The 24545-nt window shown below is 70.2% G+C and carries 26 protein-coding genes; 11 read left to right on the top strand and 15 right to left on the bottom strand.

The features are described from left to right. Positions 1 to 320: 320 nt before the first annotated feature. The 3 genes from R2J75_RS05875 to R2J75_RS05865 are packed head-to-tail and all read right to left on the bottom strand — an operon-like array spanning position 321 to position 1748. Positions 321 to 992, bottom strand: coding sequence for a JAB domain-containing protein (locus R2J75_RS05875; RefSeq protein ID WP_243334129.1), 672 nt, complete (start codon positions 990 to 992; stop codon positions 321 to 323). A gap of 1 nt (position 993) precedes the next feature. Beyond that, complete coding sequence (locus R2J75_RS05870; protein ID WP_316411244.1) at positions 994 to 1473, bottom strand: hypothetical protein; 480 nt, start codon at positions 1471 to 1473, stop codon at positions 994 to 996. Further along, positions 1470 to 1748, bottom strand: coding sequence for a ComEA family DNA-binding protein (locus R2J75_RS05865; RefSeq protein ID WP_243334124.1), 279 nt, complete (start codon positions 1746 to 1748; stop codon positions 1470 to 1472). The genes R2J75_RS05870 and R2J75_RS05865 overlap by 4 nt, the downstream gene beginning before the upstream one ends. Positions 1749 to 1857: 109 nt before the next feature. Here R2J75_RS05865 and R2J75_RS05860 point away from each other — a divergent pair, with 109 nt between their 5' ends. Then, positions 1858 to 3114, top strand: coding sequence for an HD-GYP domain-containing protein (locus tag R2J75_RS05860; RefSeq protein WP_243334122.1), 1257 nt, complete (start codon positions 1858 to 1860; stop codon positions 3112 to 3114). Positions 3115 to 3165: 51 nt separating this feature from the next. On the opposite strand, the gene serC is transcribed toward R2J75_RS05860, so the two are convergent. The 6 genes from serC to R2J75_RS05830 all read right to left on the bottom strand — a co-directional run bounded on the left by serC (position 3166) and on the right by R2J75_RS05830 (position 9204). Then, entirely contained in the window at positions 3166 to 4269 is a 1104-nt protein-coding gene (gene serC / locus R2J75_RS05855) for a 3-phosphoserine/phosphohydroxythreonine transaminase (protein WP_243334120.1), read from the bottom strand. A gap of 10 nt (positions 4270 to 4279) precedes the next feature. Then, positions 4280 to 5152: a hydroxyacid dehydrogenase gene (locus tag R2J75_RS05850; protein ID WP_243334118.1), complete on the bottom strand. Its 873-nt coding sequence runs from the start codon at positions 5150 to 5152 to the stop codon at positions 4280 to 4282. Between the two features lie 70 nt (positions 5153 to 5222). Further along, entirely contained in the window at positions 5223 to 6461 is a 1239-nt protein-coding gene (locus R2J75_RS05845; protein ID WP_243334115.1) for a DUF1015 domain-containing protein, read from the bottom strand. Positions 6462 to 6545: 84 nt separating this feature from the next. After that, positions 6546 to 7190: a histidine phosphatase family protein gene (locus R2J75_RS05840; protein WP_316411243.1), complete on the bottom strand. Its 645-nt coding sequence runs from the start codon at positions 7188 to 7190 to the stop codon at positions 6546 to 6548. 1 nt (position 7191) lies between these two features. Next, entirely contained in the window at positions 7192 to 7932 is a 741-nt protein-coding gene (locus R2J75_RS05835; protein WP_243334111.1) for a response regulator, read from the bottom strand. A gap of 12 nt (positions 7933 to 7944) precedes the next feature. Then, positions 7945 to 9204 (bottom strand): glycoside hydrolase family 113, encoded by a 1260-nt coding sequence (locus R2J75_RS05830; RefSeq protein WP_243334109.1) that lies wholly within the window; start codon positions 9202 to 9204, stop codon positions 7945 to 7947. 100 nt (positions 9205 to 9304) lie between these two features. Here R2J75_RS05830 and R2J75_RS05825 point away from each other — a divergent pair, with 100 nt between their 5' ends. Further along, on the top strand, positions 9305 to 9667 hold the full coding sequence (locus tag R2J75_RS05825; RefSeq protein ID WP_243334106.1) for a response regulator: 363 nt from the start codon (positions 9305 to 9307) through the stop codon (positions 9665 to 9667). Between the two features lies 1 nt (position 9668). On the opposite strand, the gene R2J75_RS05820 is transcribed toward R2J75_RS05825, so the two are convergent. The 4 genes from R2J75_RS05820 to R2J75_RS05805 all read right to left on the bottom strand — a co-directional run bounded on the left by R2J75_RS05820 (position 9669) and on the right by R2J75_RS05805 (position 13488). Next, positions 9669 to 10874: a hemolysin family protein gene (locus R2J75_RS05820; protein WP_243334105.1), complete on the bottom strand. Its 1206-nt coding sequence runs from the start codon at positions 10872 to 10874 to the stop codon at positions 9669 to 9671. Positions 10875 to 10914: 40 nt separating this feature from the next. After that, entirely contained in the window at positions 10915 to 12315 is a 1401-nt protein-coding gene (locus R2J75_RS05815) for a heparan-alpha-glucosaminide N-acetyltransferase domain-containing protein (RefSeq protein ID WP_243334103.1), read from the bottom strand. Positions 12316 to 12339: 24 nt separating this feature from the next. Then, complete coding sequence (locus R2J75_RS05810; protein WP_243334101.1) at positions 12340 to 12768, bottom strand: universal stress protein; 429 nt, start codon at positions 12766 to 12768, stop codon at positions 12340 to 12342. A 240-nt stretch (positions 12769 to 13008) separates the two neighbouring features. Next, entirely contained in the window at positions 13009 to 13488 is a 480-nt protein-coding gene (locus R2J75_RS05805) for a hypothetical protein (protein ID WP_316411241.1), read from the bottom strand. A 149-nt stretch (positions 13489 to 13637) separates the two neighbouring features. Between R2J75_RS05805 and R2J75_RS05800 the strand changes: the two genes are divergently transcribed. Continuing rightward, positions 13638 to 14336, top strand: coding sequence for a pirin family protein (locus tag R2J75_RS05800; RefSeq protein WP_243334096.1), 699 nt, complete (start codon positions 13638 to 13640; stop codon positions 14334 to 14336). A 126-nt stretch (positions 14337 to 14462) separates the two neighbouring features. Here R2J75_RS05800 and R2J75_RS05795 read toward each other — a convergent pair whose 3' ends face one another. Together R2J75_RS05795 and R2J75_RS05790 are read right to left on the bottom strand one after the other, a co-directional pair. After that, entirely contained in the window at positions 14463 to 15008 is a 546-nt protein-coding gene (locus tag R2J75_RS05795) for an outer membrane beta-barrel protein (RefSeq protein WP_243334094.1), read from the bottom strand. Positions 15009 to 15118: 110 nt separating this feature from the next. After that, positions 15119 to 16522, bottom strand: a complete 1404-nt coding sequence (locus tag R2J75_RS05790) for a replication-associated recombination protein A (RefSeq protein WP_243346366.1) — start codon at positions 16520 to 16522, stop codon at positions 15119 to 15121. Between the two features lie 97 nt (positions 16523 to 16619). Between R2J75_RS05790 and R2J75_RS05785 the strand changes: the two genes are divergently transcribed. The 8 genes from R2J75_RS05785 (at position 16620) to R2J75_RS05750 (ending at position 24515) form a co-directional block, all read left to right on the top strand. Beyond that, the gene (locus R2J75_RS05785) at positions 16620 to 18350 is read left to right on the top strand and encodes an ArnT family glycosyltransferase (protein WP_316411240.1); all 1731 of its coding nucleotides are present in this window, start codon (positions 16620 to 16622) and stop codon (positions 18348 to 18350) included. Positions 18351 to 18360: 10 nt separating this feature from the next. Then, a complete protein-coding gene (locus R2J75_RS05780; RefSeq protein ID WP_243334088.1) occupies positions 18361 to 18744 on the top strand; it encodes a DMT family transporter in 384 nt (127 codons plus the stop codon). Between the two features lie 45 nt (positions 18745 to 18789). Further along, positions 18790 to 19902, top strand: a complete 1113-nt coding sequence (locus tag R2J75_RS05775) for an HD domain-containing phosphohydrolase (protein WP_243334087.1) — start codon at positions 18790 to 18792, stop codon at positions 19900 to 19902. Positions 19903 to 19963: 61 nt separating this feature from the next. Then, entirely contained in the window at positions 19964 to 21040 is a 1077-nt protein-coding gene (locus R2J75_RS05770; RefSeq protein WP_243334085.1) for a VanZ family protein, read from the top strand. Between the two features lie 38 nt (positions 21041 to 21078). Beyond that, positions 21079 to 21639: a DUF4136 domain-containing protein gene (locus tag R2J75_RS05765; protein ID WP_243334083.1), complete on the top strand. Its 561-nt coding sequence runs from the start codon at positions 21079 to 21081 to the stop codon at positions 21637 to 21639. Positions 21640 to 21674: 35 nt separating this feature from the next. Next, positions 21675 to 23108, top strand: a complete 1434-nt coding sequence (locus tag R2J75_RS05760; protein ID WP_243334082.1) for an HD domain-containing phosphohydrolase — start codon at positions 21675 to 21677, stop codon at positions 23106 to 23108. Further along, the gene (locus tag R2J75_RS05755; RefSeq protein ID WP_243334081.1) at positions 23108 to 23500 is read left to right on the top strand and encodes a response regulator; all 393 of its coding nucleotides are present in this window, start codon (positions 23108 to 23110) and stop codon (positions 23498 to 23500) included. The genes R2J75_RS05760 and R2J75_RS05755 overlap by 1 nt, the downstream gene beginning before the upstream one ends. A gap of 1 nt (position 23501) precedes the next feature. Continuing rightward, positions 23502 to 24515: a glycoside hydrolase family 3 N-terminal domain-containing protein gene (locus tag R2J75_RS05750; RefSeq protein ID WP_316411239.1), complete on the top strand. Its 1014-nt coding sequence runs from the start codon at positions 23502 to 23504 to the stop codon at positions 24513 to 24515. The last annotated feature ends 30 nt before the right edge of the window (positions 24516 to 24545 follow it).

The following is a 24545-nucleotide window of genomic DNA, read 5'->3' as shown; positions in this document are numbered from 1 at the left end:
GCGGGGCGCCCTTCGGGTCCACAACCTTCCAACACCCGCGGGCTTCGCCTGGAAAACGCTGGCGCGTTTCCCACACCGCCCCGGCCAAAGGTCCATCAGCAGCAGCATTTCATTGAAATCGGATCATACGGGTACGGCGGCGCTTCGCTGGCCGCTCTTGCTACATCACTTGACGGGACTCGGGCGGCCTGACGCTTACAAAGCAGGCTCCAGGAGATCCTGGAGGATCGCTTTGTCTCCAGCTGCGCACGTCCATCGCCACGGGCCCTGTGGCCCGCAGGCGGAAGTCGCATGTCATGTCTGTACCGGAAGGATCGATCCTAGGCCCAGCCTTCCGAGGCCCGGAAGCTGTGGAAGGTCCGGGCGCCGACGACGATGTGGTCGACGAGGGGGACGCCGAGGGCATGGCCCGCCTCGCGGAGGGCGCGGGTGAGCCGGCGGTCCTCGTGGCTGGGCTGGGGCTCGCCGCTGGGGTGGTTGTGGAAGCCGATGGCGCTCACGGCGCCGAAGCGCAGGGCCTCCCGGTAGAACTCCCGGGGGGAGACGAGGGTGGCGCTGGCGGTGCCCTGGCTGAGGATGCGATCGGCGAGGAGGACGCCCTTCACGTTCAGGGCCAGGAGGCCGAAGCGCTCCTCGGCCCACCCCGCGCACCGATCAAGGAGATAGGCGCCTGCGGCCTGGGGGGAGCCCAGGCGCAGGGGGCCCGGCCCACGGTTCAGGCGGCGCCCCAGTTCCACGGCCGCCCAGAGCTGGCCGGCCTTGGCCGGGCCCAGGCCCTCGCAGGCGGCCCACTCCCGCGGTCCGAGGCCCAGGAGGCCCTTCAGGCCGCCGTGGCGGGCCAGGAGCGCGTGGGCCAGGTCCACGGCGCCCAGCCCCCGGGTGCCCGTGCCCCACAGGAGGGCCAGCACTTCGGCGTCGCCCAGTTCGTCTCCGCGGCCGCCCAGGAGGCGTTCCCGGGGACGCTGCTCGGGGCTCAGGTCGGCGATGCGCATGTCAGTCCTCCACCCAGGTCCCGGCGGCGGACCGGTACCGGAAACGGCGGAGGACGCCCTCGTTGGCCAGGCGGAAGCACAGGGCGTCCCGCCCATCGGTGAGGAACCAGCAGCCGGCGTTGGCGGTGCCGCCGGGCCCGTAGGTGGCGAGGGGATGGGCCTCCCCGGCGAGGAGGGCCCGGGCGGGGCGTTCCATGCGGGGCGGCAGGCTCCGCAGGTTCGGCGGCGCGCCCCACCGGAGGCCGCCCGGAAGGCGCAGGGGCGCCACCTCCCCCCCGCCCCCCTTGGGCCGCGCATGGACCCCGCGGCCCCGGGCCAGGGCCAGGAGGCGGGTCTGCTCCAGCAGGCCCCGCATTTCCAGGCCGGCGGGGGCCAGGGCGGACCGGCCCGGGGAGAAGCCCGCGAGGGCGGCCAGGGCCAGCACCCCCAGGACGGCCAGGACGACGGAGGCCTCGGCCAGCGAATGGCCCCGGGCCCTCACGGCCCCACCGTCACGTGGGGGCGCAGGCGCTGGAAGACCCGGTTCCCCAGGCCCCGGACCTCCAGGAGGTCCTCGGGGCGCCGGAAGGGGCCGTGGGCCTTGCGGTGGGCCACGATGCGCGCGGCGATGCCCGGGCCCACCCCCGGGAGCTGGACCAGTTCGGTGGCCGTGGCGGCGTTGAGGTCCACGGGGGAGGCGGGCGCCTTCGGGCGCCGGGCGCCGCCGGACAGGGGCAGGAAGATGGCCAGGGCCAGGGCGGTCAGAGGGACATTCACGGCGGCTCCATCGAGGCAGTGTCTACCTCCGATGCCCCGTCAAAGTTTCATGTGACACCCTTGAAAGCCACCGCTAGATTGGAATCGGGAACGCCTGAACGGACAACCGATGATCAAGAAGGTGAAGAAGCAGGACCTGCGGCTGGGGATGTTCATCCATGACCTCAATTGCGGGTGGATGGACCACAGTTTCCTCCGCAACAGCTTCATGCTCCGCCGGGAGGCGGACCTGGAGAAGATCGCCCGCAGCGGCATCACCGAGGTGTACATCGACACCCTCAAGGGCATCGACGTGCTGGACGACGTGGTGGCGCCCACCCGGGAGCAGGTGGTCCAGGAGGTGCAGGAGAAGATCCTCCACTCGCCCGTCGCGGCCGCCCCGGCCCCCGCGCCCGCCCGCACTTCCCACCAGGAGGAGATGGTCTTCGCCAAGGAGATCCAGAAGGAGGCCAACAAGGTCATCCATTCGGTCCTGGAGGACGTCCGCCTGGGCAAGCAGATCAAGGTGGAGCGGGTGGAGCCCGTGGTCAGCCAGATCACCGAATCGATCCTCCGCAACCCGGGCACCCTGGTCAGCCTCTGCCGCATCCGGGAGGGGGACACCTACACCTTCCAGCACTCCGTCAGCGTGGCCACCCTGCTCATCTCGTTCTGCCGCGCCATGGACCTCCCCGCCGACGTCATCCACGAGGCCGGGATCGGCGGCATGCTCCACGACATCGGGAAGATGCGGGTGCCCGACCACATCCTCAACAAGCCGGGGAAGCTCACCGAGGCCGAGTTCGCGGTGATGAAGAAGCACGTGGACCTGGGTCTGGAGGTGCTGCACAAGACCCCCGGCATCAGCGAGACCGTGATCCAGGTGGCCGGCGAGCACCACGAGAAGTTCTGCGGGACCGGTTACCCCCTCCGCAAGAAGGGCCAGGAGATCAGCCTCCTGGGGCGCATGGCGGCCATCGTGGACGTGTACGACGCCATCACCAGCAACCGCATCTACCACAAGGGCATGGAGCCGCCGACGGCCCTGCGCAAGATCTACGAGTGGAGCGACAGTTCCACCACGGCCGAGCCGCACATGGACGAGGAGCTGGTGCAGCACTTCATCCACGCGCTGGGCATCTATCCCGTGGCCTCCCTCGTGCGGCTGGAGAGCGAGCAGTTGGCGGTGATCCTGGAGCAGAGCCGGGAAGGCCTGCTGACGCCCCGGGTGCGCGTGGTCTACGACTGCCGGCGCCGCGTCCAGGTGGATCCCTTCGACCTGGACCTGGCCGCCCCCGGCGCCCAGGGCGACGGCATCGTCGGCAACGAGGATCCCGACGACTGGAAGCTGAATCCTTACGACTACATGGACCTGCCGCAGCTGTGAACGGAAAAGGGACGCCCCGGAGGGCGTCCCTCTTCCGGGCGGCGGACGGGATCAGCCGTTCTTCTTGACGAAGGTCTCCATGAAGTCGACCAGGGTCTGGACGTTCTCCACGGTGACGGCGTTGTAGGTGGACACGCGGATGCCGCCGATGTCGCGGTAGCCCTTGAGGCCCACCATGCCCTCCTTCTTGGCTTCCTTCACGAAGGCGTCCGTCAGTTCCTCGGTGGGGAGGAAGAAGTCCACGTTCATGAGGGAGCGGTCGGCCTTCTCGGTCACGAAGGGCTTGAAGAACCCGGCGTGGCGGTCGATGCAGCCGTAGAGGAGGTCGCCCTTCTTGCGGTTGTTGGCCTCGATGGCCTTGAGGCCGCCGATGGACTTGTTGTAGGCCAGCACGTTCCGCAGGATGTAGATGCCGAAGGTGGGCGGGGTGTTGTAGAGGCTGTTCTTTTCGGCGTGCAGCTTGTAGCGCAGGTAGCTGGGCAGGTCAGCGGCCTGGGCCTTCTCCAGGAACTCGTCGGAGACGATGTGGAGGGTGACGCCGGAGGGGCCGAGGTTCTTCTGGGCGCCGGCGTAGATCATGCCGAACTTGGAGACGTCGAAGGGGCGCCACATGATGTCCGACGACATGTCGCACACGTAGGGGATGCCGCCGGTCTCGGGGAACGCCTGCCACTGGGTGCCCTCCACGGTGTTGTTGGAGGTGAAGTGCACGAAGAGGCTGTCCTTGTTGAGCTTCAGCTCGGAGGCCTTGGGGAGGCGGGCGAACTTCTGGTCCTTGGTGCTCCCGGCCAGGCGAACGCGGTCCTCACCGCCCACCAGCTTGGCTTCCTTGTAGGCCTTCTCGGCCCAGTTGCCGGTGACGATGTAGTCGGCCTTGTGCTCGCCCCGCAGCCAGTTGAGGGGGATCATGCCGAAGGACAGGTGGGCGCCGCCCTGCAGGAGGATGACCTTGTAGTTGGCGGGGATGTCCAGGAGCTCGCGGGTGAGGGCGAGGGCCTCCTCGTGGACGGCGTCGTACTCCTTGGAGCGGTGGCTGATCTCCATGACCGACATGCCGGTGCCGGCGAAGTCGACGAGTTCCTCCTTGGCCCTTTCCAGGGCGGGGAGGGGCAGGCCGGCGGGGCCGGCGTAGAAGTTGATGGTGCGCTTGGTCATCTCGATGCTCCTAGATCTTGAACTGGGAGAGGATCTCCACCACGATGTCGCCGATGCGGAGAAGGTTCTCCTTGCTGCTGGCGCCCAGGTGCGGGGCCATGAAGACGTTCTTGGCGGTGAGGAGAGGGCAGTCGGCCGGCGGGGGATCGCTGAACCACACGTCCGTTCCGTAGGCCCGCACCTTCCCGGCCTCCAGGGCGGCGGCCATGTCCTTCTCGACGATCACCTTGCCGCGGCCGGTGTTCACGATGATGACGCCGTCCTTCATCTTGGCGATGGTCTCGGCGTTGAACATGCCCCGGGTCTGGTCGGTGAGCGGGGTGTGGATGCTGATGACGTCGGCTTCCTTCAGCACCTCGTCCAGGCTCTTGAGCTCGGCGATGGGGTGGCCCTGGAGGAAGGGATCGTAGGCGACGACCTTCATCCCGAAGGCCTGGGCGCGCTTGGCGACCTCGGTGGCGATGGCGCCGGCGCCGATGAGGCCCAGGGTCTTGCGGAAGAGCTCGGTGCGCTTCAGCTCGTTCTTGGGGAACTTGCCCTCCTTCATGGCCATGTGGGCCTCGAGGAGCCGGGCCGGAATGGCGACCATGAAGGCCATGGCCATCTCGGCCACCGCCACGCTGCTGGCGGCGGGCGTGTTCATGACCTGGATGCCCTTGGCCTTGCAGGCCTCCTTGTCCACGTTGTCCAGCCCCACGCCGCCGCGGATGACGAGCTTGAGGTTGGGGGCCTTCTCGACGAGGTCGGCAGTGACGGTCGTCTTGGAGCGGATCAGGAGGACGTTGGCCTCGGCGAGGCGCCCCATGTCGGTGAAGACTTCGCCGAAGGGCTCGAGCCGCTTGGGGAGGGACGCGTCGAAGGCGTCCGCGATGAGAATCTTCATGAAAACCTCCTTGAATGAATGGACAAAAAAAGGGGGGCCGCCGCCGGGGGCGGAGGCGGCCCCTTTTCCGCTAGTCCTCGTAGAGCCGGACCAGGAGGCCGGAGCGGAGCTTCGGCTCGAACCAGGTCGACTTGGGCGGCATGATCTGGCCGGCGTCGGCCACGTCCATGAGCTGCTCCAGGCTGGTGGGGAACATGCTGAAGGCGACGGCCCAGCCGTTGTTCACGCGCTTCTCGAGCTCGTCCATGCCGCGGATGCCGCCGACGAAATCGATGCGGGTGTCGGTGCGCGGATCCTGGATGCCGAGGATGGGCGCGAGGAGGTTCTCCTGCAGGATGCTCACGTCCAGGCTCCTGACGGGATCCTCGGCGGGGAAGGAGCCCGGCTTGGCCTTGAGGGCGTACCACTTGCCGCCCAGGAACATGCCGAACTCGGTGGCGGCCTTGGGATTGCGGTCCGCCGCGGGGGCGACGTCGAAGGCCTCGCCGACCTTGGCCAGGAAGGCGGCCTCGGTCAGGCCGTTCAGGTCCTTCACGACGCGGTTGTAGTCCATGATCTTGAGCTGGTTGTGGGGGAAGACGACAGCCATGAAGCTCTCGTAGCTCTCCTCGCCGTTGCCCCCGGGGTTCGCGGCGCGGCGGGCCTGCCCGTAGCGGATGGCCGCGGCGGTGCGGTGGTGGCCGTCGGCGATGTACATCGCGGGGATGGCGTCGAAGAGGTGGTTCAGCGTGTAGATGTGGGTCTCCTCGCTGACGATCCACACCGTGTGCCCGATGCCGTCGGGGGTGACGACGTCGTAGATGGGCTTCTGGAGGCGGATCTTGTCGACCAGCGAGTCGATGTAGGGCACGGCGCGGTAGCAGAGGAAGACGGGCTCGGCGTTGGCCTGCTGCTCGGTGACGTGGCGGGTGCGGTCGTCCTCCTTGTCCTTCCGGGTGTACTCGTGGCGCTTGATCGCGCCCTCCTCGTACTCCTTCACGCTGCAGAGCCCGACCAGGCCGGCCTGGACGTGGTCGCCCATGCGCTGCTGGTAGATGTAGAGGCAGGGCGTGCCTTCGTGGATGAGGGTGCGGTCGCCGATCATGCGCTGGAGGTTGCGCACGCCCATGGCGTACACCTCGTCGGCGTGCACGTCGACGCCCTCGGGGAGGTCGATCTCGGGCCGGCCCACGTGGAGGAAGGAGACGGTGTTGCCAGCCGCCAGCTGGCGCGCCTCCTCCGTGTTGATGACGTCGTACGGAACGGCCGCCACCTGGGCGGCCAGTTCAGGCTTGGGACGGTAGGCCCTGAAAGGCTTGAGCTGGGACATAGATCCTTCCTGGTTGAGGGGTTCCCGGGAAAAAAAACCACCAATCGGCGATGACGAATTTTCGCAAACTTCCGCACGCGGACGCTAGAGCTTTCGGTGGACCACCTCGCCGAAAAGATCGACCAGATGGCTCGCGTCGTTGAGCCGGACGACCTGCAGTCTGTCCGGTCTATCGCCCTCCAGGAGGTTCAGGCAGGTCGCGGCCTGCCGGAAGGCCCACACGCGGCTGAGATCCAGTCCCAGGATCTTCGCCAGGAGGGCCCGGTTGACGCCGTCGTGGGTCATGATGAAGGCGATGTCCTCCCGTTCCAGGCCGGCACAGGCGTCCAGGAAGGCCGGCCACGCCCGGTCGGTCACATCCTGGAAGGATTCGCCCCCCGGCAGGCGCACCTGGTGGGGCGTTTCCCGCCAGGCCCGGCGCAGGTCCGGCTGTTCGGACTCGATCTCCGTGGCCAGGCGGCCCTCCCAGGTTCCGTGGGAGATCTCCACCAGCCGCGGATCCAGGGTCAGGCGGTCGCGGCGGTCGCCCAGGGCCAGTTCGGCAGTCTGGCGGGCCCGCAGGAGGGGGGAGCTGACGGCCCGGGCCACCGGCAGGCCCTCCAGGCGGCGGCCCAGGGCCGCGGCCTGGTCGCGGCCCACGGGGGACAGGGGGATGTCGAAGGTCTGCCCCTGGTGGCGGCCTTCCACATTCCAGGCGGTCTCCCCATGACGAGCGAGCAGGATGCGCATGTCAGCCGTGCCAGCGTTCGTCGTGGGCCTCGCCGGCCCCGGGCTGGCCCATGCGCTGGGTGTCCCGGACGAAGGCCAGGTTCATGAGGAGCTCGGGCAGGGGCAGGTCGATGGTGGGCTGCATCTTGCAGGTGAAAACAAACTCGGCCTGGACGTGCTCCCAGCCGAGGATCCGGTAGGCGGCGGGCAACCCCTCCTCCCGCCCGAACAGGGCGTGGACCAGCTCGCCCTCCTTCACGTAGAGGTGGCCCGTGCCTTCTTCCGAGCGCACGGTCAGCGTGGCCGATCGGCGCTCCCAGTTCAGCAGCTGGAGGACGCTGCCCAGGCCGATGCCCCGCACCAGGCCCTGGGGCGGCACGGACACGGCGGAACGGAGGGTCTCCATGACGGCCGAGAGCCGGGGCGGCTTGGGGATCACCCGGAGGGCCCCCAGCTGGAGGGCCTGCTCGCGCATGCCCGGTTCGGCCACGGAGGTGATGACGATGATGGGCAGGGAGGGATAGCGCTCGGCCAGGACCGCGATGAGGCTGTAGCCGTCCATGACCGGCATGTTCAGGTCCGTCACCACCACGTCCACGGGCGTGTCCCGCAGCACGTCCAGGGCCTCCTGGCCGTTGACGGCGGAGAGCAGGCGGAACTCGTGCAGGCCCTTGAGCCCCGTCATGTAGAAGCGCAGGGTGGACTGCTCGTCCTCGACGATGAGGGCGGTCTTGAGGGCGGGGCTTCCGGCGGACGGGATCATGCCTTCATGCTCCTACCGTTCCCTGCCCTTGGGGATCTTCTTCGCCGGCACCGGCTCGCCGGCGATGGCGGCCCGGGCCTCCCGGGCGTCGTCGGGATGGGCCTCCATCCAGGCCCGGGCCCAGGCGGGGAGCGCCCCGTCCTCGTAGTCCCGCTCCTTGCGGAGATCGCTGGCGAGGGTCTGGACCAGGGCCTCGTGCCGGTCCCGCGCCGTGGCCGGGATGCGCCCCTCGAAGATGGGCTGGGCGAAGTAGTCCCGGAGCGTCCGCTCCACGGGCTTGCCCCAGACAGCGTAGGTGCGGTCCTCGGGGCCGCCCACGGGCTTCTGGTTCAGGTTCTCGCCGTAGAGGTAGTAGAACACCGCGGCGCCGTCGCCCCAGTTGCGCAGGACCTTGAAGGCCCCGCCCACCAGGAGGTCCTGGAGCGCCAGGTCCCGGGGCTTGTCGCTGCGGAAGTCCCAGGGGCCCACGTGGGCGTGGGCGACGCTGGGGTAGCCCACTTCGGTGATCATGACGGGCCGGTCGAAGCGGGCATGGAGGGTCCGGGCCTTGCAGACGATCCACCACCAGGCGTCCCGGATGGCCTCGGGGCTGGGGTACTCCTCGTCCTTGGAGATGGGGTCGTAGGTGTTCATGCCGATCACGTCCAGGCAGTCGCCGAACGTGAAGGTGTCGTGGCTGTCGAAATTGACGCTGTAGGTGATCTTCCCCTTGAAGACCTTCCGCACCTCGGCCACCAGGGCGCGCCACTGGTCCGGGAAGCGGTGGGTGCTCGCCATCTCGGTGCCCACCGAGTACCACTCCACGCCCTCCTCCTGGGCGATGCGGGCGAGATGGACGTTGAAGGCCGTGTAGTTCCGCCACCAGGCGTCCCAGTCCGCGGGGCGGATGTTGCCCCGCCACCAGGTCTCGTTCTCGGCCTCGTCGCGCAGGTTGATGGTCGGGAAGAACATCATGCGGAGCTGCAGTTCCCGGGCCTGGCGGAAGGTGCGCCGCAGGGCCGCCTCGGAGGGGCTGCTGGTGGGGTGCCGGACGATCTCGTTGCTGTGCCAGGTCTCCATGCGGTAGATGGCCTGGAGGCTCACGCAGGTGGCGCCGGTGCCCTGGATGCGCTTCAGCTCCTCCCGGTAGTCGTAGTCGGGCAGGCCCGCGTAGAGGCCGAGCACCATCCCCCTGGGCTGGGGCACCAGCCGCCGGCCCTCGGCGCGGCGGATCGCGAAAAACACGGCGGGGATCGCCGCCAGCGCCGCGAAGGCGATGATTCGTCTCAGCATCTTCTCTCCGGCCTTCCAGATTGGCCCGAATTTCCTGGGCGATCAAGCGCGGGGGCGGGAGGAACCTTGCTAGACTGGGGCATGCCCTGAGGCGCACCCCATGGCCAAGATCCTGCTCGTGGAAGACAACGAGATGAACCGGGACAGCCTGTCGAGGCTGCTGGCGAGGCGTGGCTACGAGGTGGTGTTCGCCGAGGACGGCGAAGAGGCGGTGGCGCTGGCGCTGGCGGCCTCGCCCGACCTCGTCCTCATGGACATCAGCCTGCCCAAGCTGGACGGCTACGAGGCCACCCGCCGGCTCCGGGCCCGCCCCGAATGCCGGACGCTGCCCATCATCGCCCTCACCGCCCACGCCATGACGAGCGACCGGGAGAAGGCCCTGGAGGCCGGCTGCACGGACTTCGAGAGCAAGCCCGTGGAATTCGCGCGCCTGCTCGGGAAGATCCAGAAGCACCTGGGCTGATTCAGGCCTTCACGGTCACGTGGACGAGGAGGATGCGCCGCCCTTCCATGCGGGAGACGGTGAGGCGCAGGCCGGGGAGCTCCAGGGCCTCGCCCTGCTCGGGGATGCGGCCGAGGCGGGCCATGACGAGGCCCCCGAGGGTGTCGAACCCGTCCCGCTCGCAGGCCACGCCGGTGATCGCCTCCAGGTCGTCCACGTGGGTCTGCCCGGAGAGGAGGTACTCCCCGTCGCCCAGGTCCACCTGCTCCGCCTGGAGCTCGTGCTCGTCGTGGATCTCCCCGAAGACCTCCTCCAGGAGGTCCTCCAGGGTGGCGATGCCCGAGACGGCGCCGAACTCGTCGACGACGACGGCGAGCTGCTGGCGGCTGCGCTGCATCTCGCGCAGGAGCTGGCCGATGTTCTTGCTCTCCGGCACGAAGAGCGGGGGCTTGGCCAGGCTCCGCAGATCCAGGGGGCCGTCCCCCTCCACCTGCATGAGGTCCTTGAGGAGGAGGATCCCCACCACCAGGTCGATGGTGCCGTCGAAGAGCGGCAGGCGGGAATGGCGGCAGCTGCGGAAGGCCTCCCAGGCCTCGGCCCGGGTGGCCGTGAGGGGCACGCCCTGGACCTGGGTGCGGGGGGTCATCACCTCGCGGACGACGGTGTCCCCGAACTCCACCACGTTGCGGATGAGTTCCCGGTCCTCCTCCTCCAGGATGCCCTCGGCCTCGCCCTCCTCCAGGAGGGCGGTCACGGCCTCCTCGGGGACCTGGTCGTCCTCCTCCACCCGGGTGCGGTCGTGGTCGGCGCGGCGGCGCTCCACGAAACGGGCGAGAGGCTCGGCCAGGGGCGCGAGGACGGGGTGGACCGGCGCGTAGAAGCGGAAGAGGCGGGAGATCCAGGTGGCGGGCTCGCTGGCCACCACGAGGGTGGGGAGGGCCAGGTCGAGGGTCCAGATGTAGGCCAGGGCCAGGACGGCGAAGGTGAAGCCCCGGCCCGGCAGCCCCTGGGCCAGGGGCCACGCCAGGCCCAGGAGGATCACGAGCAGGGCCTGGTTCCACAGGGAGATGGCCAGGCCCAGGGCCTGGGGCTTCTCCAGAAGGCGGGCCAGCCTCGGGTCCGGGAAGGCGGCTTCCTCCAGGAGGCGGCGCCGCTGCAGGGACGGCAAGGCGTGGTGGGCCTCGAGGAGGGCCGCCACCAGGGCCCGATAGAGGATAACGGCCGCCATGAGGGCCGCCAGCCAATGCCCCGGGGTGCTACTCGCAGGTTCACTCACCCTTCGAGTCTAGCAGGCGCCGCTCCTCCGGCGTGAGCTTCCCCCGCAGCCGGGCCTTCTCCCGCGCGGCCTCGCGGGGATCGCGGCTGAGGCCGTCGGGGGTGGGGGGCAGGCCCTTCCGCGCCCGCGCCGCGGGCAGGAAGGCGTACGGCTCGGTGGCCAGTTCGGGGCTCCGGCGGAAGTGGTGGTAGGTGATCCACCCGCCCGCCACGAACCACACGCCCAGGGCCATGAGGCCCGCCCGCTGAAGGCGCCAGGCCCGGGCGGGATCCTTGCGGACCCGCTGCCAGCCGATGCCCGCCGCCAGGTTGAGGCCGATGAGGAGGGCGGTGAGGGTGAGGGTCCCCGCCCAGCCCAGGGCGTACCAGTCCCAGCCCGTGCGCAGCCGGATGGGGTCGGCCAGGAGCAGGCCGAAGATCAGGTTGAGGTGGAGCAGGTAGAGGAGGAGGGATTCGCGGCTGGCGGCCATGACCGGATTGGGGCCCGGGAGGCGGGGCCGGACGGCCTCGAACCAGCCCAGGAACGCCCCGCCCAGGCAGATGAAACCCATGCGCTGGAGGACGCTGGGGAGGGTGTGGTTGTGGAGCCGGCCCAGTTCCCAGTCCGCCCAGGGCCCGCCCCAGAGCCAGGTCTTGCCCTTCCATGTGCCCCAGGCCAGGCAGAGCAGCCCCGCCAGGGCCAGGGCGCCCAGCCACCGCGCCTCGGTCCACCGGGCCCGCCCCGCCACGGGGAGCACCCGCACGTGGCGGTAGAGCACCCCCAGGACGCTCCCGAAGGCCGCGAAGGAGAACCAGGTGAAGAGCGGGAAGAGGGCGGTCACGCCCCGGTCGGGGTTGCCGTTCACGAGGCCGCGGATGGGCATCCACCAGCCGTCGGCGACGCCCTGCTGCCAGACGTAGGGGGCCGCCAGGGCGCACCCCACGGCCAGGGTCCCGGCCACCCAGGCATAGGCCGCGGGCCGCCGGATCAGGCGGGCCAGACCCTGGAGGATGAGCAGGGAATAGACGATGCATTGGAGCACATCGATCTTGAAGAGCTCCCGGTATTTCTGGGGGGTGGCCAGCACCGTCCATTCGGCCAGGGTCAGGCCCGGGGCGTGGAGCAGGTAGGCGCAGAGGAGGATGAAACCCAGGCGCCGAGCCGTGGGGCCGAAGGGCCGGAGGGTCCCGTCCGGGCGGAAGGTGGACAGGGCCAGGCTGTAGCCCGAGGCCAGGATGAAGGAGGGGGCCACGAGCCCGTTCAGGTAGTTCAGCCACTCGGGTATGAGGCCCTTGTGAAGCCACACATTCACGCAGTGGACCTCGATCATGACGATCACCGCCCATCCGCGGATGAGGTCCAGCCAGTCGCAGCGCTTGGAGGGGGTCAGGTCATGAAGGGGTTGTGACTGCATTCAAGGAGTTTGCCGCACTTCGCCCTAGGATGCAGCCCCCTCCCGGACCACCAGGACATCGCAGGGCGCGTGCTTGACGACGCGGGCCGCGGTGCTGCCGAAGAGCAGGCGCTCGATGCGGGAGTGGCCCACCTGGGCCACCACGAGGAGGGCGTCCTTGTCGGCCATGCCCACCAGTTCCTCGGCGGGGCTGCCCCACTTCACCTCCACGGCCGCCTCGCCGAAGGGCTCCAGCCACTGGAGGAGGTGCTCCCGGGCATGGGCCTCCATGGACTGCAGCCAGGCGGGGTCCGGCAGGGCGATCTGGGCCTCGGGCAGCATGGGGGCCGGCGGCTGGAGGACATGCACCACCACGAGCGGAACCCCCAGACGGTGGGCCCAGGCGCTCGCCCTGGACAGGGCGGCCCGCGACGCGTCCGAAAAATCCACCCCCACGATCACCCGGCTGATCATTGGCGACCTCCTGATCGCCTTCAAGTTAGGTCACTTTCCATCCCGGGGCCAGGGTGCGAAACGGGGCCGGCGGCTTTGGGGCGAAGAACCCCTATTGATGAAAGGGTTAGCATCCCAGCTCCCAGACCCGGCCTCGGCCCGGTTCCCGCAGCGCGACCTGCGGGCGCGGCGCAGGGCCCGGGCAAGGCGAGGAGAGGTGGGTTGTGGGGGAAGGCCGGGCGTGCGTTGCCGGCCCCGGGGTCAGTTGAGTTCGAGGAAGGTGCCGCCGGAAGCGTTCCGGAACCCGCTCATGTGCACCGTGACCCGCTCGTTGGCGAGGCCGTCGGAGCTGCCCACCTCCAGCTTCTCGTTCCCCGCGGGGTCGATCGAGACGCGGAACTGGGTCGTACCGATCTGGAATTTGACGGCATAGCTCTTGCCTGTCGTGTCGAAGTAGACCTTGTTCGTCCCGGGCGCCAGGATCGCGTTGCCCTTGTTGTTGGTCAACTTCGTCTGGGTGCCATCCGAAGACACGACAAGGATATCCCCCACGGAGATGATCTTGTCCGTGATGTTGAGGGCGATGCCCTTGCGGGTGTTATTTTCGACGATGCACCATTTGCCTTTGTCCTGGCCCAGAACCGAGGGGACCCCGGGCGTGGCTGCTTGCAGAACGGCGGAGGAAACGCTCGCGAAGGCGACCGCGGCGAGAAGAAGGGTTTTCCGGAAAGGCGATGCCATGGGCGGCTCCTTGGTGAGGTCCCTGAGGGAAGCTGGGAACAATATTAATTAATTATTTTCCGTGTCAATGGGCACCTCCATCCAGAGGGGACGCATCCGGGGTCTTGAAAAAGATGTTTGAACACCTATATTGGAATTGGGAGGTTCCCATGATCACCCTTCGCCCCTCGAACGAACGCGGTCACTTCGATTTCGGCTGGCTCGACACCCGCCATTCCTTCGCCTTCGGCCAGTACCAGGACCCGGCCCACCTGAGCTTCCACGCCCTGCGGGTGCTCAACGAGGACGTGGTGCAGCCCGGCCAGGGTTTCGGCACCCACGGCCACCGGGACATGGAGATCCTCACGTGGGTCCTGGAGGGCGCCCTGGCCCACCGGGACAGCACCGGCAACGAGGGCGTGCTCCGGCCCGGGGACGCGCAGCGCATGTCGGCGGGGTCCGGCATCCGCCACAGCGAATACAACGCCTCGGCCTCGGAGCGGGTCCACTTCCTCCAGATCTGGCTGTTCCCCGAACGGGAGGGCCTGACGCCCGGCTACGAGCAGCGCGCCTTCCCGGAGGAGGGGCGCCGGAACCGCTGGGCCCTCCTGGCCAGCCCCGACGGGGCGGAAGGCTCCCTGGCATGGCGCACCGACGCCCGGCTCCACGTGGCCGACCTGGAGGCGGGACGCCAGGTGGCCCTGGACCTGGCCCCGGGCCGCGCCGCCTGGGTCCAGGTCGCCCGGGGGCGGGTGGAGGTGAACGGCGTGGGCCTGGGCGCCGGCGACGGGGCCGCCCTCGAAGGGGAGTCCTCCGTGCGGATCCACGCCGCCACGGGGGCCGAGGTCCTGCTCTTCGACCTGGCCTGACGGCCAAAGGCCTGTCGCCCGGTTCATCCGGCGGAGGGACCCTGCCCCTCCCCGCTCCGGGCAGCACGCGGGGTCCCGCCCGCCACGGGCGGGTCCCCGGACTGGGACTCGAAGATTCGGGCGAACCTAGAACCGGTAGGTGGCGAGGACATCCAGGAACTGGACGTTGGAGACGGCGTTGACGGTGGTGCGGTCCGTGAACTTGGAGGCGCTGGCGCGGAACTCGACGCCCCAGGCGCGGTTGAACTGGTAGCCCGCGCCGACGCTGAACACGGGCCTCTCGTCGGCCTGGGCGTATATGGGGTTGGTGCTGCAGGTGTAGCGGTTGGAAGCGATGCCGAGGCCACCGTCCACGTAGAAGCCCCGCTCGGCGCGGCCTTCGAGGAAGTAGAGGTAGTCCACGGCCAGGGCCGCCTGGCTCAGGGCGTAGTAGCCCGTGGTCTCCTGGAACCGGGTCAGGCTGATGCGGGGCCGGAGCAGGTGCCCGTCGCCCAGGTCGACCTGGAAGGCGCCGCCCAGGGCCAGGCCGGTGGTGCCGTTGTTGTATTCCTTGAGGTCGCTGGTGGGCCGGGCCAGGCCGAGTTCGAGGGAGAAGGCCCTCTCGGCCGCGCTGCCCTGGGTCGCGCCCGCGAACGCGAGGGCGCAGAGGAAAAGGGTCGAAGTCTTGCTCATGCGAAGGTCTCCTGCGGTGGAGCCCCGTCCCTGAAGCGGGGGAGGGCCATCCCAGGACAGATTAATCATTTATTAGACGCCGGCAAGACCTCCCGTTCCGGGGTCCCGGTTCAGGCCTCGTCCCTCGGCAGGGCCCGCAGGACCCGGGCGAGGCTCCAGGTGCCGGCGGTGGCCTTGGCGAGGGCGCGGGCCAGGGCCTCCCGGCTGCAGGCCAGGGTCTCGGCCCAGGCGTCCATGGGCACCTCGCCGCCCTCGGGGTGGGCCTCGGTCCAGGCCCGCCAGAGGGCGCCGAGGGCCCCGGCGTCGGGCTCGGCCTTGTCCCGCCAGTTGCGTTCCTGGGGGCGCCGGGGCTGGTGGAAGACCTGGCCCCTCAGGGGCGCGGGGAGGAAGGCCTGGGGCCGGTCATAGTCCAGGTGGGAGTAGAAGTAGCCTTCCCCCTTCCCCGCGGAGCGGCTCGTGGCGGTGTGGGCGTCGGCGATGGCCTCGGGGATGGGGGCGTCGGGCGCGGCCAGGGCCGCGTCGATGGCGGCCACGGTGGCGTTGCTCTTGGGGGCGTTGGCCACGTAGATGACGGCCTGGGCCAGGGGGATGCGGGCCTCGGGCCACCCGATCTGCTCCGCGGCGCGGCTCGCGGCCTCCGCCATGATGAAGGCCATGGGATCCGCGTTGCCCACGTCCTCGGCGGCGCAGACCATGAGGCGCCGCGCGATGAAGCGGGGATCCTCGCCGCCCCGGATCATGCGGGAGAGGTAGTAGAGGGCCGCGTCGGGATCGGAGCCCCGCAGGCTCTTCTGGAAGGCGCTGGCCAGATCGTAGTGGCCGTCGGCCCGGTCGTACATGAGGCGGCCCCCCAGGGCCTCCCGCAGGCCCTCCAGGTCCGGGGCCTCCATGGCGAGCCAGGTCTCGAGGCCGGCCAGGGCGCTGCGCAGGTCCCCGCCGGCCCAGTGGGACAGCCATTCCAGGGCCTCGGCGGGGGCCTCCAGGCCGGGCCGCTCCTGGGCCCACGCGCGGTCCAGGACCTTGCGCACGTCCTCGGGGGCGATGGGCTTGAGGGGCAGGAGCTGGCACCGGCTGCGCAGGGCCGGGTTGAGGTAGAAGGCCGGGTTCTCCGTCGTGGCGCCCACGAGGATGGCCTCGCCGCGCTCGAGGCTTGGCAGGAGGATGTCCTGCTGGGCCCGGTTGAACCGGTGGATCTCGTCCAGGAAGAGGACGGGGGGCACGCTCCGGAAGAGGGGCTGGGCCGCGTTCTCGCCGAGGAACTTCTTGAGCTCGGCCGCGGAACCGGAGGCGCCGGAGAATTCGAGGAAGGTGTGTCCCGTGGCCTGGGCCAGGAGCCGCGCCAGGGTGGTCTTGCCCGTTCCGGGGGGCCCCCAGAGCACCAGGCTGGGCAGGCGCCCCCCGGCGGTGAGCCGCCGCAGGGCCCCCCGGGGGCCCAGGAGGTGGGCCTGGCCCACCACCTCTTCCATGGTGCGGGGACGCATGCGCTCGGCGAGGGGGACGGGGATTCCGGTCATCGGTTCCAGGTTACACCGCGCGGGGCCGGCGGCGCCCGCGGCCCCGGGAAACCACGGACCAATTGCCCTTTGGGGCCGCCCCGGCGACGATGGAGGGATGTCCGGAACCTCCTTCGAAGGCCCCTCCTGCAGCCTCCCCGCGTCCCCGGCGCCGGGGCCCGTCCGGGCCTGGCTGCACCGGAACCGGGTGCCCCTCCTCTTCGCCCTCCTGCTCCTGGCCGTCTTCGCCTGCCGGGACCTGTGGTCCCCGGACGAACCCGATTTCGCCCAGTGCGTGAAGGAGATGCGGCTCCGGGGAACCTGGCTGCTGCCCTGGCTCAACGGGGAGCCCTATTCGGAAAAGCCCATCCTCTTCTACTGGCTGATGAAGGCCTCGGTGATCGCGGGCGAGAAGCTCACCGGGGGCCTCGGCTTCACCCAGGGGGTCGCGGCCTGGGCCCTGCGCCTGCCCAGCGTGGCGGCCTCGGCGATCTTCGTCTTCGGGTACCGCCGGTGGGCGGCGCGCTTCCTCCAGGCGGACCTGGGCGACCTGGCCTGCCTGATCCTGGTCTCGACGCCCATCTGGCTCTGGCAGTCCCAGCTGATCCAGATCGACATGGTCTTCGCGGCGCTGCTGGCCTGGAGCTGGCTGGCCTGGGCCGCGGGGTGGCTCCTGGTCCGGGACCACGCGCGGCCCCGGTACCCCCTGGAGGAGCGCACCTGGTTCCTCTCCGCCTACCTGTGCCTGGGCCTGGCCTTCCTCGCCAAGGGCCCCCTCGCCCTGGTCCTCTCCGCCGGCGTGGCGGGCACCTTCCTGGCCATCCAGCGGGACCTCAAGGTGCTGGGCCGGATCCACCTGGGCAAGGGCCTCCTCCTCCTGGCCGCGGTCATCGCCCCCTGGTACGTGGCCGCCGCCGTCAGCGGCGGACCGGCCTACGCCTACCAGATGATCGTCCACCAGAACTTCGAGCGGGCCCTGAAGGCCTGGGACCATATCCAGCCCTTCTACCAGTACGGGCTCTACCTGGCCGGCGACTTCTTCCCCTGGACCCTGCTCCTCCCCGCCCTGGCCCTCTTCATCGGCCGATCCGGGGCGGCCAGGAGCCCCCTGGCCCGCTTCCTTCTGGCGGCGGTGCTGGCGCCCCTCGTGCTGCTCAGCTGCTCCCAGAGCAAGCAGAGCAAGTACATCCTCATGATCTACCCCTTCCTGGCCCTGCTGATGGCGGCCCTCCTCCAGCCCCTGGCCGTGGAGGCCGTCTCCCCCGCCCGGATCCGCCGCCTGGGGGGCACCCTCGCCGCCGCCCTGGGCCTCCCCGCCCTGGCCCTGGCCGCCGTGGCCTTCGCCCATGCCGGAGGCGCCCGGCTCCAGGCGGAGGTGGCGCCCTACCTGGGCCCCCTGCGCCTCTGCGCCCTGATTCTGGTCCTGGGTTCCGTCTCCCTCGCGGCCCGCGCCTGGCTGGGCGAAGGGCGCCACCTGGTCCGGGAGACCGCCGTGACCCTGGGGCTCTGCTTCCTGGTGGCCGGCACCTGGGGCTTCCAGCGCCTGGACGCCCGCAAGGGCTACCGGGTGTGGACCGCCCAGGCGGCGCCCCTCCTCCATGGACGCAAGGTCGTCTACTGGCAGACCATCCGCAGCGGCGTCATGGTCTACACCGACCAGCTCATGCCCGAGATCCGCACCGTGGCCCAGCTGGAGGCCGTCGGCCCCGAGGACCGGGTGGTGACCATGCGCCGGGACTGGGAGGACAAGGGCACCGGCCTGGACGATGGCACCCGCGCCCGTTTTGAGATCCTGCTCCGCGTTCCCGTGGGGGGCGGCGAGGCCCTCCTGCTCCGCAAACGTTCCTGAGGACGACCCCATGAATCCCTATGTCAAGGCCCTGCCCCTCATCCTCGCCGGCGTGCTCCTGAACGCCTTCGCCCAGATCGCCATGAAGAAGGGCCTCACGGCCGTGGGGGGCATGACCTGGGACCTCCCCTCCCTCCTGCGGGTCGGCCTCCACCCCTGGACCCTCACCTGCCTCGGCTGCTACGCCCTCAGCGTGGTGCTCTGGGCCGGCGCCCTCAACCTGGTGGAAGTGAACTACGCGTACCCCTTCCTCGCCCTGGGGTTCCTGGCCAACGCCCTGCTCTGCCGCTGGCTCCTCGGGGAGGGGATCCCGCCCCTGCGCTGGGCGGCCCTGGGCCTCATCGTCTGCGGCGTCGCCCTCCAGGCGTTCACGGGCCTGGCCAAGCACCCGTGATTTGGGCGGGACCGGATGCCGGTCCCTGGCTAGAATGTCCGCAAGATGACCCAAGCCGGCCCCCGCGCCCTGCCCATCGACTGGCCCCTGCCGGGCCAGGATCCCAACGACATCAATATCCTCGTTGTGGATGACCAGGAGATCGTCCGGGTCGCGCTGCTCCGGACCCTTCGCCAGCATGGCTTCTCCTGCCACGAGGCCGCGGACGCCTTCCAGACCCTGGAGCTCCTGGACCAGCGGCCCATCGACCTGGTCCTCTCCGATATCCAGATGCCGGGCATGACGGGCCTCTCCCTGGTGAAGGCGGTGGCCCACCGCATCCCCCAGGTGGCCTTCGTCATGGTCAGTTCCCTGGACAACACGGAGATGGCCATGGAGTGCCTGCGGAACGGGGCCTACGGCTACGTCCTCAAGCCCTTCAAGACCAACGACATCCTCATCGCCGTGGCCAACGCCCTGCGCCGGCGGATGCTGGAGCTGGACTACCTGGACCGGGAGGCGGTCCTGGCCCGGCGGGTCCAGGAACAGACCCTGGAGATCAAGGCCTCCCGGGAAGAGGTGGCCCTGCGGCTCATCTCCGCGTCCGAGCACCGGGACAACGAAACGGGCGCCCACGTGCGCCGCATCGGCCTCTACGCCGCGGAAATGGGCCGGCTCCTGGGCTGGGATCCGGCGCGGCAGGAGGCCATTCGAGCGGCAGCGCCCATGCACGACATCGGCAAGATCGGCGTGCCCGACCGGATCCTCCAGAAGGAGGGCGCCCTCACGGAGGAGGAGTGGATCATCATGAAGACCCACACCGCCATGGGGGCCAACATCCTGCGGGATTCCAAGGTGCCCTTCATCCAGATGGGGGCCCGCATCGCCGCCTGCCACCACGAAAAGTGGGACGGGTCCGGCTACCCGGTGGGCTTGGCCGGGGAGGCGATCCCCATCGAGGCCCGGATCACCTGCCTGGTGGACATCTACGACGCCCTGATCCACCGGCGTGTGTACAAGCGGGCCTGGGAGGAGAAGGACGTGCTCGCCTACCTCCGGGAGAACGGCGGCAAGCTCTTCGACCCCGCACTCACCAGCCTCTTCTTCGAGCACTACGACACCTTCGCGGCCATCGCCCAGGCGCACCCCGACACCTTCGTGGAGCCGGATTTCCTCTGAGCGGGCTTCCCGCCGCACCGGGAAGGTGCGCGGGGACCGGGACCGGGCTTAGCATAGGGACATGCGCCGACCCTGGATCTGGGCCCTGCCCGCCGCCCTCCTCATCGTGAACGTCTGGCTGAGCAGCCAGAGCGCCCTGCCCCTGGGGGTGGAGCTGGCCCATCCCCTGGACTGGGTGGCCCACGCGACCGAGTTCGCCGCCCTGGCCCTGGCCCTGGAGGTGGCGATCCGCACCACGAGCCGCGGCCTCCCGGTCTACCGGCGGCACCTGCTCATCTTCGCGCTCGTCTCCCTCTATGGGGTCACCGACGAGATCCACCAGGCCTTCGTGCCGGGGCGCAGCCCCGATGTCCTGGACTGGGTGGCCGACACCCTGGGGGGCGGCCTTGGCCTCGTCCTCAGCTGCCTGCCCCTCCTCCACCGCCGCTGGCTGCTCACCCTGGGCTGGGTCCGGGGCCGGGCCCGGCGTCCCGACCCGGCGCGCCCCCTGATCCTCGTGGCCGACCCCCACTGGTCCGGGGAGCTCACGGGCCTGGCGGCCGCCACCGCGGCCCACCCGGAAGCCGATTGGCTGTTCCTGGGCGACACCTTCGAGGTGTGGGTGGGCCTGCCCGGCATGGAAACCCCCCTCCAGGAGGCCTTCCTGGCCTGGGTGGACGCGCGGCGGGCCCAGGGCCGCTGGGTGGGCCTGTGGCTGGGCAACCGGGACTACTTCCTGGACCGCCATGCCCGGCGCTTCGACCTCATGGGCGAGGGCCTCGGCGGCGGCCTGGAGGGGGAGGGCCTGGCCTTCGAGCACGGGGACCTCATCAACACCGCCGACCGGAAGTACCGGATCTGGAACCTGGTCTCCCGCAGCGGACCCATGTGGCTGCTCGCCAGGCTGCTCCCCAGGGGGGCCGCCCGGAAGCTGGCCGCCCGTCTTGAGCGGGCCCTGGCCACCACGAACCGGGCCTACAAGCTGGCCTTCCCCCGGGAGGCCTTCCGGGCCGCCGCGGCCGAGCACCCCGGCCTCACCTTCCTGACCGGGCACTTCCACACCCAGGAGGTCGAGGCCAACGGCCTCGCCCTGCCCTGGGCCCATGAAGGACGCTTCATGGTCTGGCTGGACGGCCAAGTTAAACCTCTGGCGCCCTGAGCGCATCCATTGTTCCTGACCCCCTTGCAGGAGGCTCCATGCGCCTGAAGACCCTCGCGATCCCCCTCGCCCTCGCGGCCCTGGCCGGGTGCGCGCCCTATTCCATCCGCTACGACTACGACAGCCACGCCCCCTACGCGGGCTACAAGACCTTCGACTGGTACGCCAAGAGCGCCAAGGCCAACGGCAAGTCCGACGGGGTCCAGAATCCCATCATGGACCGCCGCGTCCGCGGCGCCGTGGAGCGGGAGCTCGCGGCCAAGGGCCTGCGCATGGAAAAGACCGGCGAGCCCGATGTCCTGATCACCTACTACCCGGTCTACCGGCAGGGCACGGTGTACACCACGACGACCGTGGGCCCCCACTACGGCTGGTGGCGCCCCTGGGGCTACGGGGTGGGCGCCAGCTTCACGGAGGCCCGCACCTTCCGGGAGGGCTCGATCATCCTGGAAATCGTGGATAACAAGACCAACCAGCTCGTTTGGCAGGCGGTGGCCGAGGGGGCCCTCACCGGCCTGGACGACCCCGAGGACGCCGAGCACCAGGTGGGCAAGGCCGTCCACGAAATGCTCAGCCGGTTCCCGCCCCCGGCCCATTGACCTTCGGGTAGGATAGGGGTCCAGGTCCCCCCCCTATGGACACCCACAACATCCTGATCGTCGACGACGAATCCGATTTCCGGACCCTCCTGGTGGAAGCCCTGGAAAGCATGGGGTATCTCTGCGAGGGCGCCGAGACCGCCGAGGCGGCCCTGGAGCTGGTCGACCGCAAGCATTTCGCGATCATCTTCACGGACCTGAACATGCCCGGCGGCATGTCGGGCCTGGACCTCATGAAGCGGGTCAAGGAGCGGGACGAGAAGACGCTCTGCATCCTCATGACCGGGTACGCGTCCCTCGAGACGGCCCTCCAGGCCATGAAGCTGGGCGCCTACGACTACATCCAGAAGCCGTTCAAGCTGGCGGAGCTGGAGGCCAGCCTCGTCCGCACCCTGAACTACTACAAGGCCCTGCGGGACAACGAGCGCTACCAGGCCGAGCTGGAGGCCCGGGTCCAGGAGCGCACCCGGGAGGTCGTGAAGCTCAAGGACGACATCGAGAACCTCTTCGAGGGTTTCGTCCACGCGTCGGTGTTCGCCATTGAAGCCCGGGACCCCTCCACCAAGGGCCACAGCAAGCGCGTCGCGAAGCTCACCGTCGCCCTGGCGGAGGCCGTCAACGCCACCGAGGGCGGCGCCTACGGCCCGGTGCGGTTCACCCTGGACCAGCTGAAGGAGCTCGAGTACGCGAGCCTCCTCCACGACTTCGGCAAGGTCGGCGTCAGGGAGCAGGTGCTGACCAAGGCCCGGAAGCTGGAGCCGGAGCGCCTCGAGCGCATCCTCCAGCGCCTCCACCAGCGCGACCTCGAGGGCGTGGCGGCCAGGATCCTGGAGGCCTGGCGGCGCGGCGAGCCCTTCGAGGAGGGGGCCTTCGACGTCCTCATGGCCTCCCGCAAGGAGGAGACGCGGCGGCTCATGGACCTGATCCTCCGCTGCAACGAGCCCAAGGTCCTCCCCCAGGAGGTGAAGGAGGCCATGGGCGACCTCGAGGATCTCGCCTTCACCCACTTCCAGTCCGGCCGGGCCCGGATCCTGGAGCCCGAGGACATCGCCGCCCTGCGGATCCCCAAGGGCAGCCTCTCCGAGGACGAGCGCCGGGAGATCAACAGCCACGTCACCAAGACCTGGCAGTTCCTCCAGCAGATCCCCTGGACGGGGCCCCTGGCGGACCTGCCCGAGATCGCCTACACGCACCACGAGCGCCTCAACGGCATGGGCTACCCGCGCGGCCTCAAGGCCCCGCAGATCCCCGTCCAGGCCAAGCTGATGGCCATCTGCGACGTCTACGACGCCCTCGTCGCCGCGGACCGGCCCTACAAGGCCGCCGTGACCATCCCCAAGAGCCTGGAGATCCTCGAGGCCGAGACCCAGGCGGGCCTCCTGGACGCGGACGCCCTCCGCATCTTCCTGGACGGCGGCGTCTACCTCCTCACCAAGGACGAACTCAAGCCGGAAGCGGAGTACCGGTGATGCGCGGCCCCGTCCTGATCGTCGACGACGAGGAGGATTTCCGGGAGCTCCTCGTGGACGCCCTGGCCTCCCTGGGCTACCGCGTCTTCGGCGCGGAGACGGCCGAGGCCGCCCTCGCGGGGTGGGAGGGCTGGAAGCCCGCCGTCGTCGTCACCGACCAGAACATGCCCGGGGGCAAGTCCGGCCTGGAGCTGCTGGCCTACCTCCGGGAGCGGGCCCCCGCGGTGCCCTGCATCCTCATGACCGGGTACGCCAGCGAGGAGCTGGCCCGGAAGGCCCAGCGGCTCGGCGTCTTTGACTTCCTGCGCAAGCCCTTCAAGCTGACCGATTTCGAGACCTCCCTGGCCCGGGCCTGCCGCTGGGCGGAGGACCAGGGCGCCCCCCACGCCTGACATGCAGCACGCCCCCGCCCATCGCCTCCTCTGGACCGGGTTCAACGGCCTGGACGCCGCCGAAGTCCAGCCCGGCTTCCAGCCGGGGGGCATCGTCCTCTTCGCCCGCAACCTGGACCCCGATCCCGCCGCCGGCCCCGCCCGCTGCCACGCCCTCATCCAGGACCTCCAGGCCCGGTGGGGCCCCCTGGCCGTGGCCGTGGACCAGGAGGGGGGCCCCGTGAGCCGCCTGCGCGCCTGGGTGGGCCCCACCCCCGCCCTCCGGGCCATCTGGACCCACGGCGGGGCGGACGGCTGCCGCCGCTGGGGGGGCCTGTGGGGCCGGGGCCTCCACATGCTGGGGTTCAACGTGGACTTCGCCCCCGTGGCCGACCTCTACGATCCCGCCCCGGACGCGGCGCTGGGCAGCCGGTGCGCCGCCGACACCCCGGAGGCGGCGACGGCCGCCGCCGGCGCCTTCCTGGCGGGCCTCGAGGCCGAAGGCGTGCGCGGCTGCCTGAAGCACTTCCCCGGCCTGGGCGGCACCCGCCTGGACAGCCACGTGGGCCTGCCGGAGGTGACCGACCCGGCGCGGCTGGACGTCCACGTGGGCCCCTTCCAGGCCCTGGCCCATCCCGATCGCCTGGTGATGGTGGCCCACCTGCGGACCCCCCTGAGCGGGGGCCTGCCGGGCAGCCTCTCCTTCCGGTGCGTGGCCGGGAACCCCTGGGGCATCCAGGCCCGGTGGCTGCCCGACGACCTGGAAATGGGCGGCGCGGACGGCTTCACCTGGGAGGACAAGGCCCGGCGCTGCCTGGAGGCCGGCCACGAGGCCCTCCTGGTGTGCCAGACCCCGGCCGCCGCCGAGGCCTGCGCCGAGGCCGTCACGCGGCTTCCGGAGACCCTGTGGGCGCCGGCCGCGGCGCGCTTCCGGGCCCTCCGGCTCCGTCTCCCGCGCAGGGCCGACCCCTTCGAGGCCACGGCCTGGAAGGCCTGGGTGGATGAAATCCGGGAGGCCGCGGCCCAGGTGCCATGAAATCCCCATCCGCCATTCCCCCGCCCCCCC

The organism is Mesoterricola sediminis (assembly GCF_030295425.1).
GTDB classification, from domain to species: Bacteria; Acidobacteriota; Holophagae; order Holophagales; family Holophagaceae; genus Mesoterricola; species Mesoterricola sediminis.
The sequence above is the reverse complement of the archived record's forward strand: the minus strand, read 5'-3'. Positions and strand labels throughout refer to the sequence as shown.

Coding starts and splice junctions, on each gene's coding strand:
- R2J75_RS05770 (WP_243334085.1), top strand. CDS start 19,964: ATGCGCCGACCCTGGATCTGGGCCCTGCCCGCCGCCCTCCTCATCGTG.
- R2J75_RS05790 (WP_243346366.1), bottom strand. CDS start 16,522: ATGACCGGAATCCCCGTCCCCCTCGCCGAGCGCATGCGTCCCCGCACC.
- R2J75_RS05850 (WP_243334118.1), bottom strand. CDS start 5,152: ATGAAGATTCTCATCGCGGACGCCTTCGACGCGTCCCTCCCCAAGCGG.
- R2J75_RS05780 (WP_243334088.1), top strand. CDS start 18,361: ATGAATCCCTATGTCAAGGCCCTGCCCCTCATCCTCGCCGGCGTGCTC.
- R2J75_RS05785 (WP_316411240.1), top strand. CDS start 16,620: ATGTCCGGAACCTCCTTCGAAGGCCCCTCCTGCAGCCTCCCCGCGTCC.
- R2J75_RS05800 (WP_243334096.1), top strand. CDS start 13,638: ATGATCACCCTTCGCCCCTCGAACGAACGCGGTCACTTCGATTTCGGC.
- serC (WP_243334120.1), bottom strand. CDS start 4,269: ATGACCAAGCGCACCATCAACTTCTACGCCGGCCCCGCCGGCCTGCCC.
- R2J75_RS05835 (WP_243334111.1), bottom strand. CDS start 7,932: ATGATCCCGTCCGCCGGAAGCCCCGCCCTCAAGACCGCCCTCATCGTC.
- R2J75_RS05805 (WP_316411241.1), bottom strand. CDS start 13,488: ATGGCATCGCCTTTCCGGAAAACCCTTCTTCTCGCCGCGGTCGCCTTC.
- R2J75_RS05760 (WP_243334082.1), top strand. CDS start 21,675: ATGGACACCCACAACATCCTGATCGTCGACGACGAATCCGATTTCCGG.
- R2J75_RS05815 (WP_243334103.1), bottom strand. CDS start 12,315: ATGCAGTCACAACCCCTTCATGACCTGACCCCCTCCAAGCGCTGCGAC.
- R2J75_RS05820 (WP_243334105.1), bottom strand. CDS start 10,874: ATGGCGGCCGTTATCCTCTATCGGGCCCTGGTGGCGGCCCTCCTCGAG.
- R2J75_RS05875 (WP_243334129.1), bottom strand. CDS start 992: ATGCGCATCGCCGACCTGAGCCCCGAGCAGCGTCCCCGGGAACGCCTC.
- R2J75_RS05810 (WP_243334101.1), bottom strand. CDS start 12,768: ATGATCAGCCGGGTGATCGTGGGGGTGGATTTTTCGGACGCGTCGCGG.
- R2J75_RS05795 (WP_243334094.1), bottom strand. CDS start 15,008: ATGAGCAAGACTTCGACCCTTTTCCTCTGCGCCCTCGCGTTCGCGGGC.
- R2J75_RS05840 (WP_316411243.1), bottom strand. CDS start 7,190: ATGCGCATCCTGCTCGCTCGTCATGGGGAGACCGCCTGGAATGTGGAA.
- R2J75_RS05775 (WP_243334087.1), top strand. CDS start 18,790: ATGACCCAAGCCGGCCCCCGCGCCCTGCCCATCGACTGGCCCCTGCCG.
- R2J75_RS05825 (WP_243334106.1), top strand. CDS start 9,305: ATGGCCAAGATCCTGCTCGTGGAAGACAACGAGATGAACCGGGACAGC.
- R2J75_RS05830 (WP_243334109.1), bottom strand. CDS start 9,204: ATGCTGAGACGAATCATCGCCTTCGCGGCGCTGGCGGCGATCCCCGCC.
- R2J75_RS05755 (WP_243334081.1), top strand. CDS start 23,108: ATGCGCGGCCCCGTCCTGATCGTCGACGACGAGGAGGATTTCCGGGAG.
- R2J75_RS05860 (WP_243334122.1), top strand. CDS start 1,858: ATGATCAAGAAGGTGAAGAAGCAGGACCTGCGGCTGGGGATGTTCATC.
- R2J75_RS05750 (WP_316411239.1), top strand. CDS start 23,502: ATGCAGCACGCCCCCGCCCATCGCCTCCTCTGGACCGGGTTCAACGGC.
- R2J75_RS05765 (WP_243334083.1), top strand. CDS start 21,079: ATGCGCCTGAAGACCCTCGCGATCCCCCTCGCCCTCGCGGCCCTGGCC.
- R2J75_RS05845 (WP_243334115.1), bottom strand. CDS start 6,461: ATGTCCCAGCTCAAGCCTTTCAGGGCCTACCGTCCCAAGCCTGAACTG.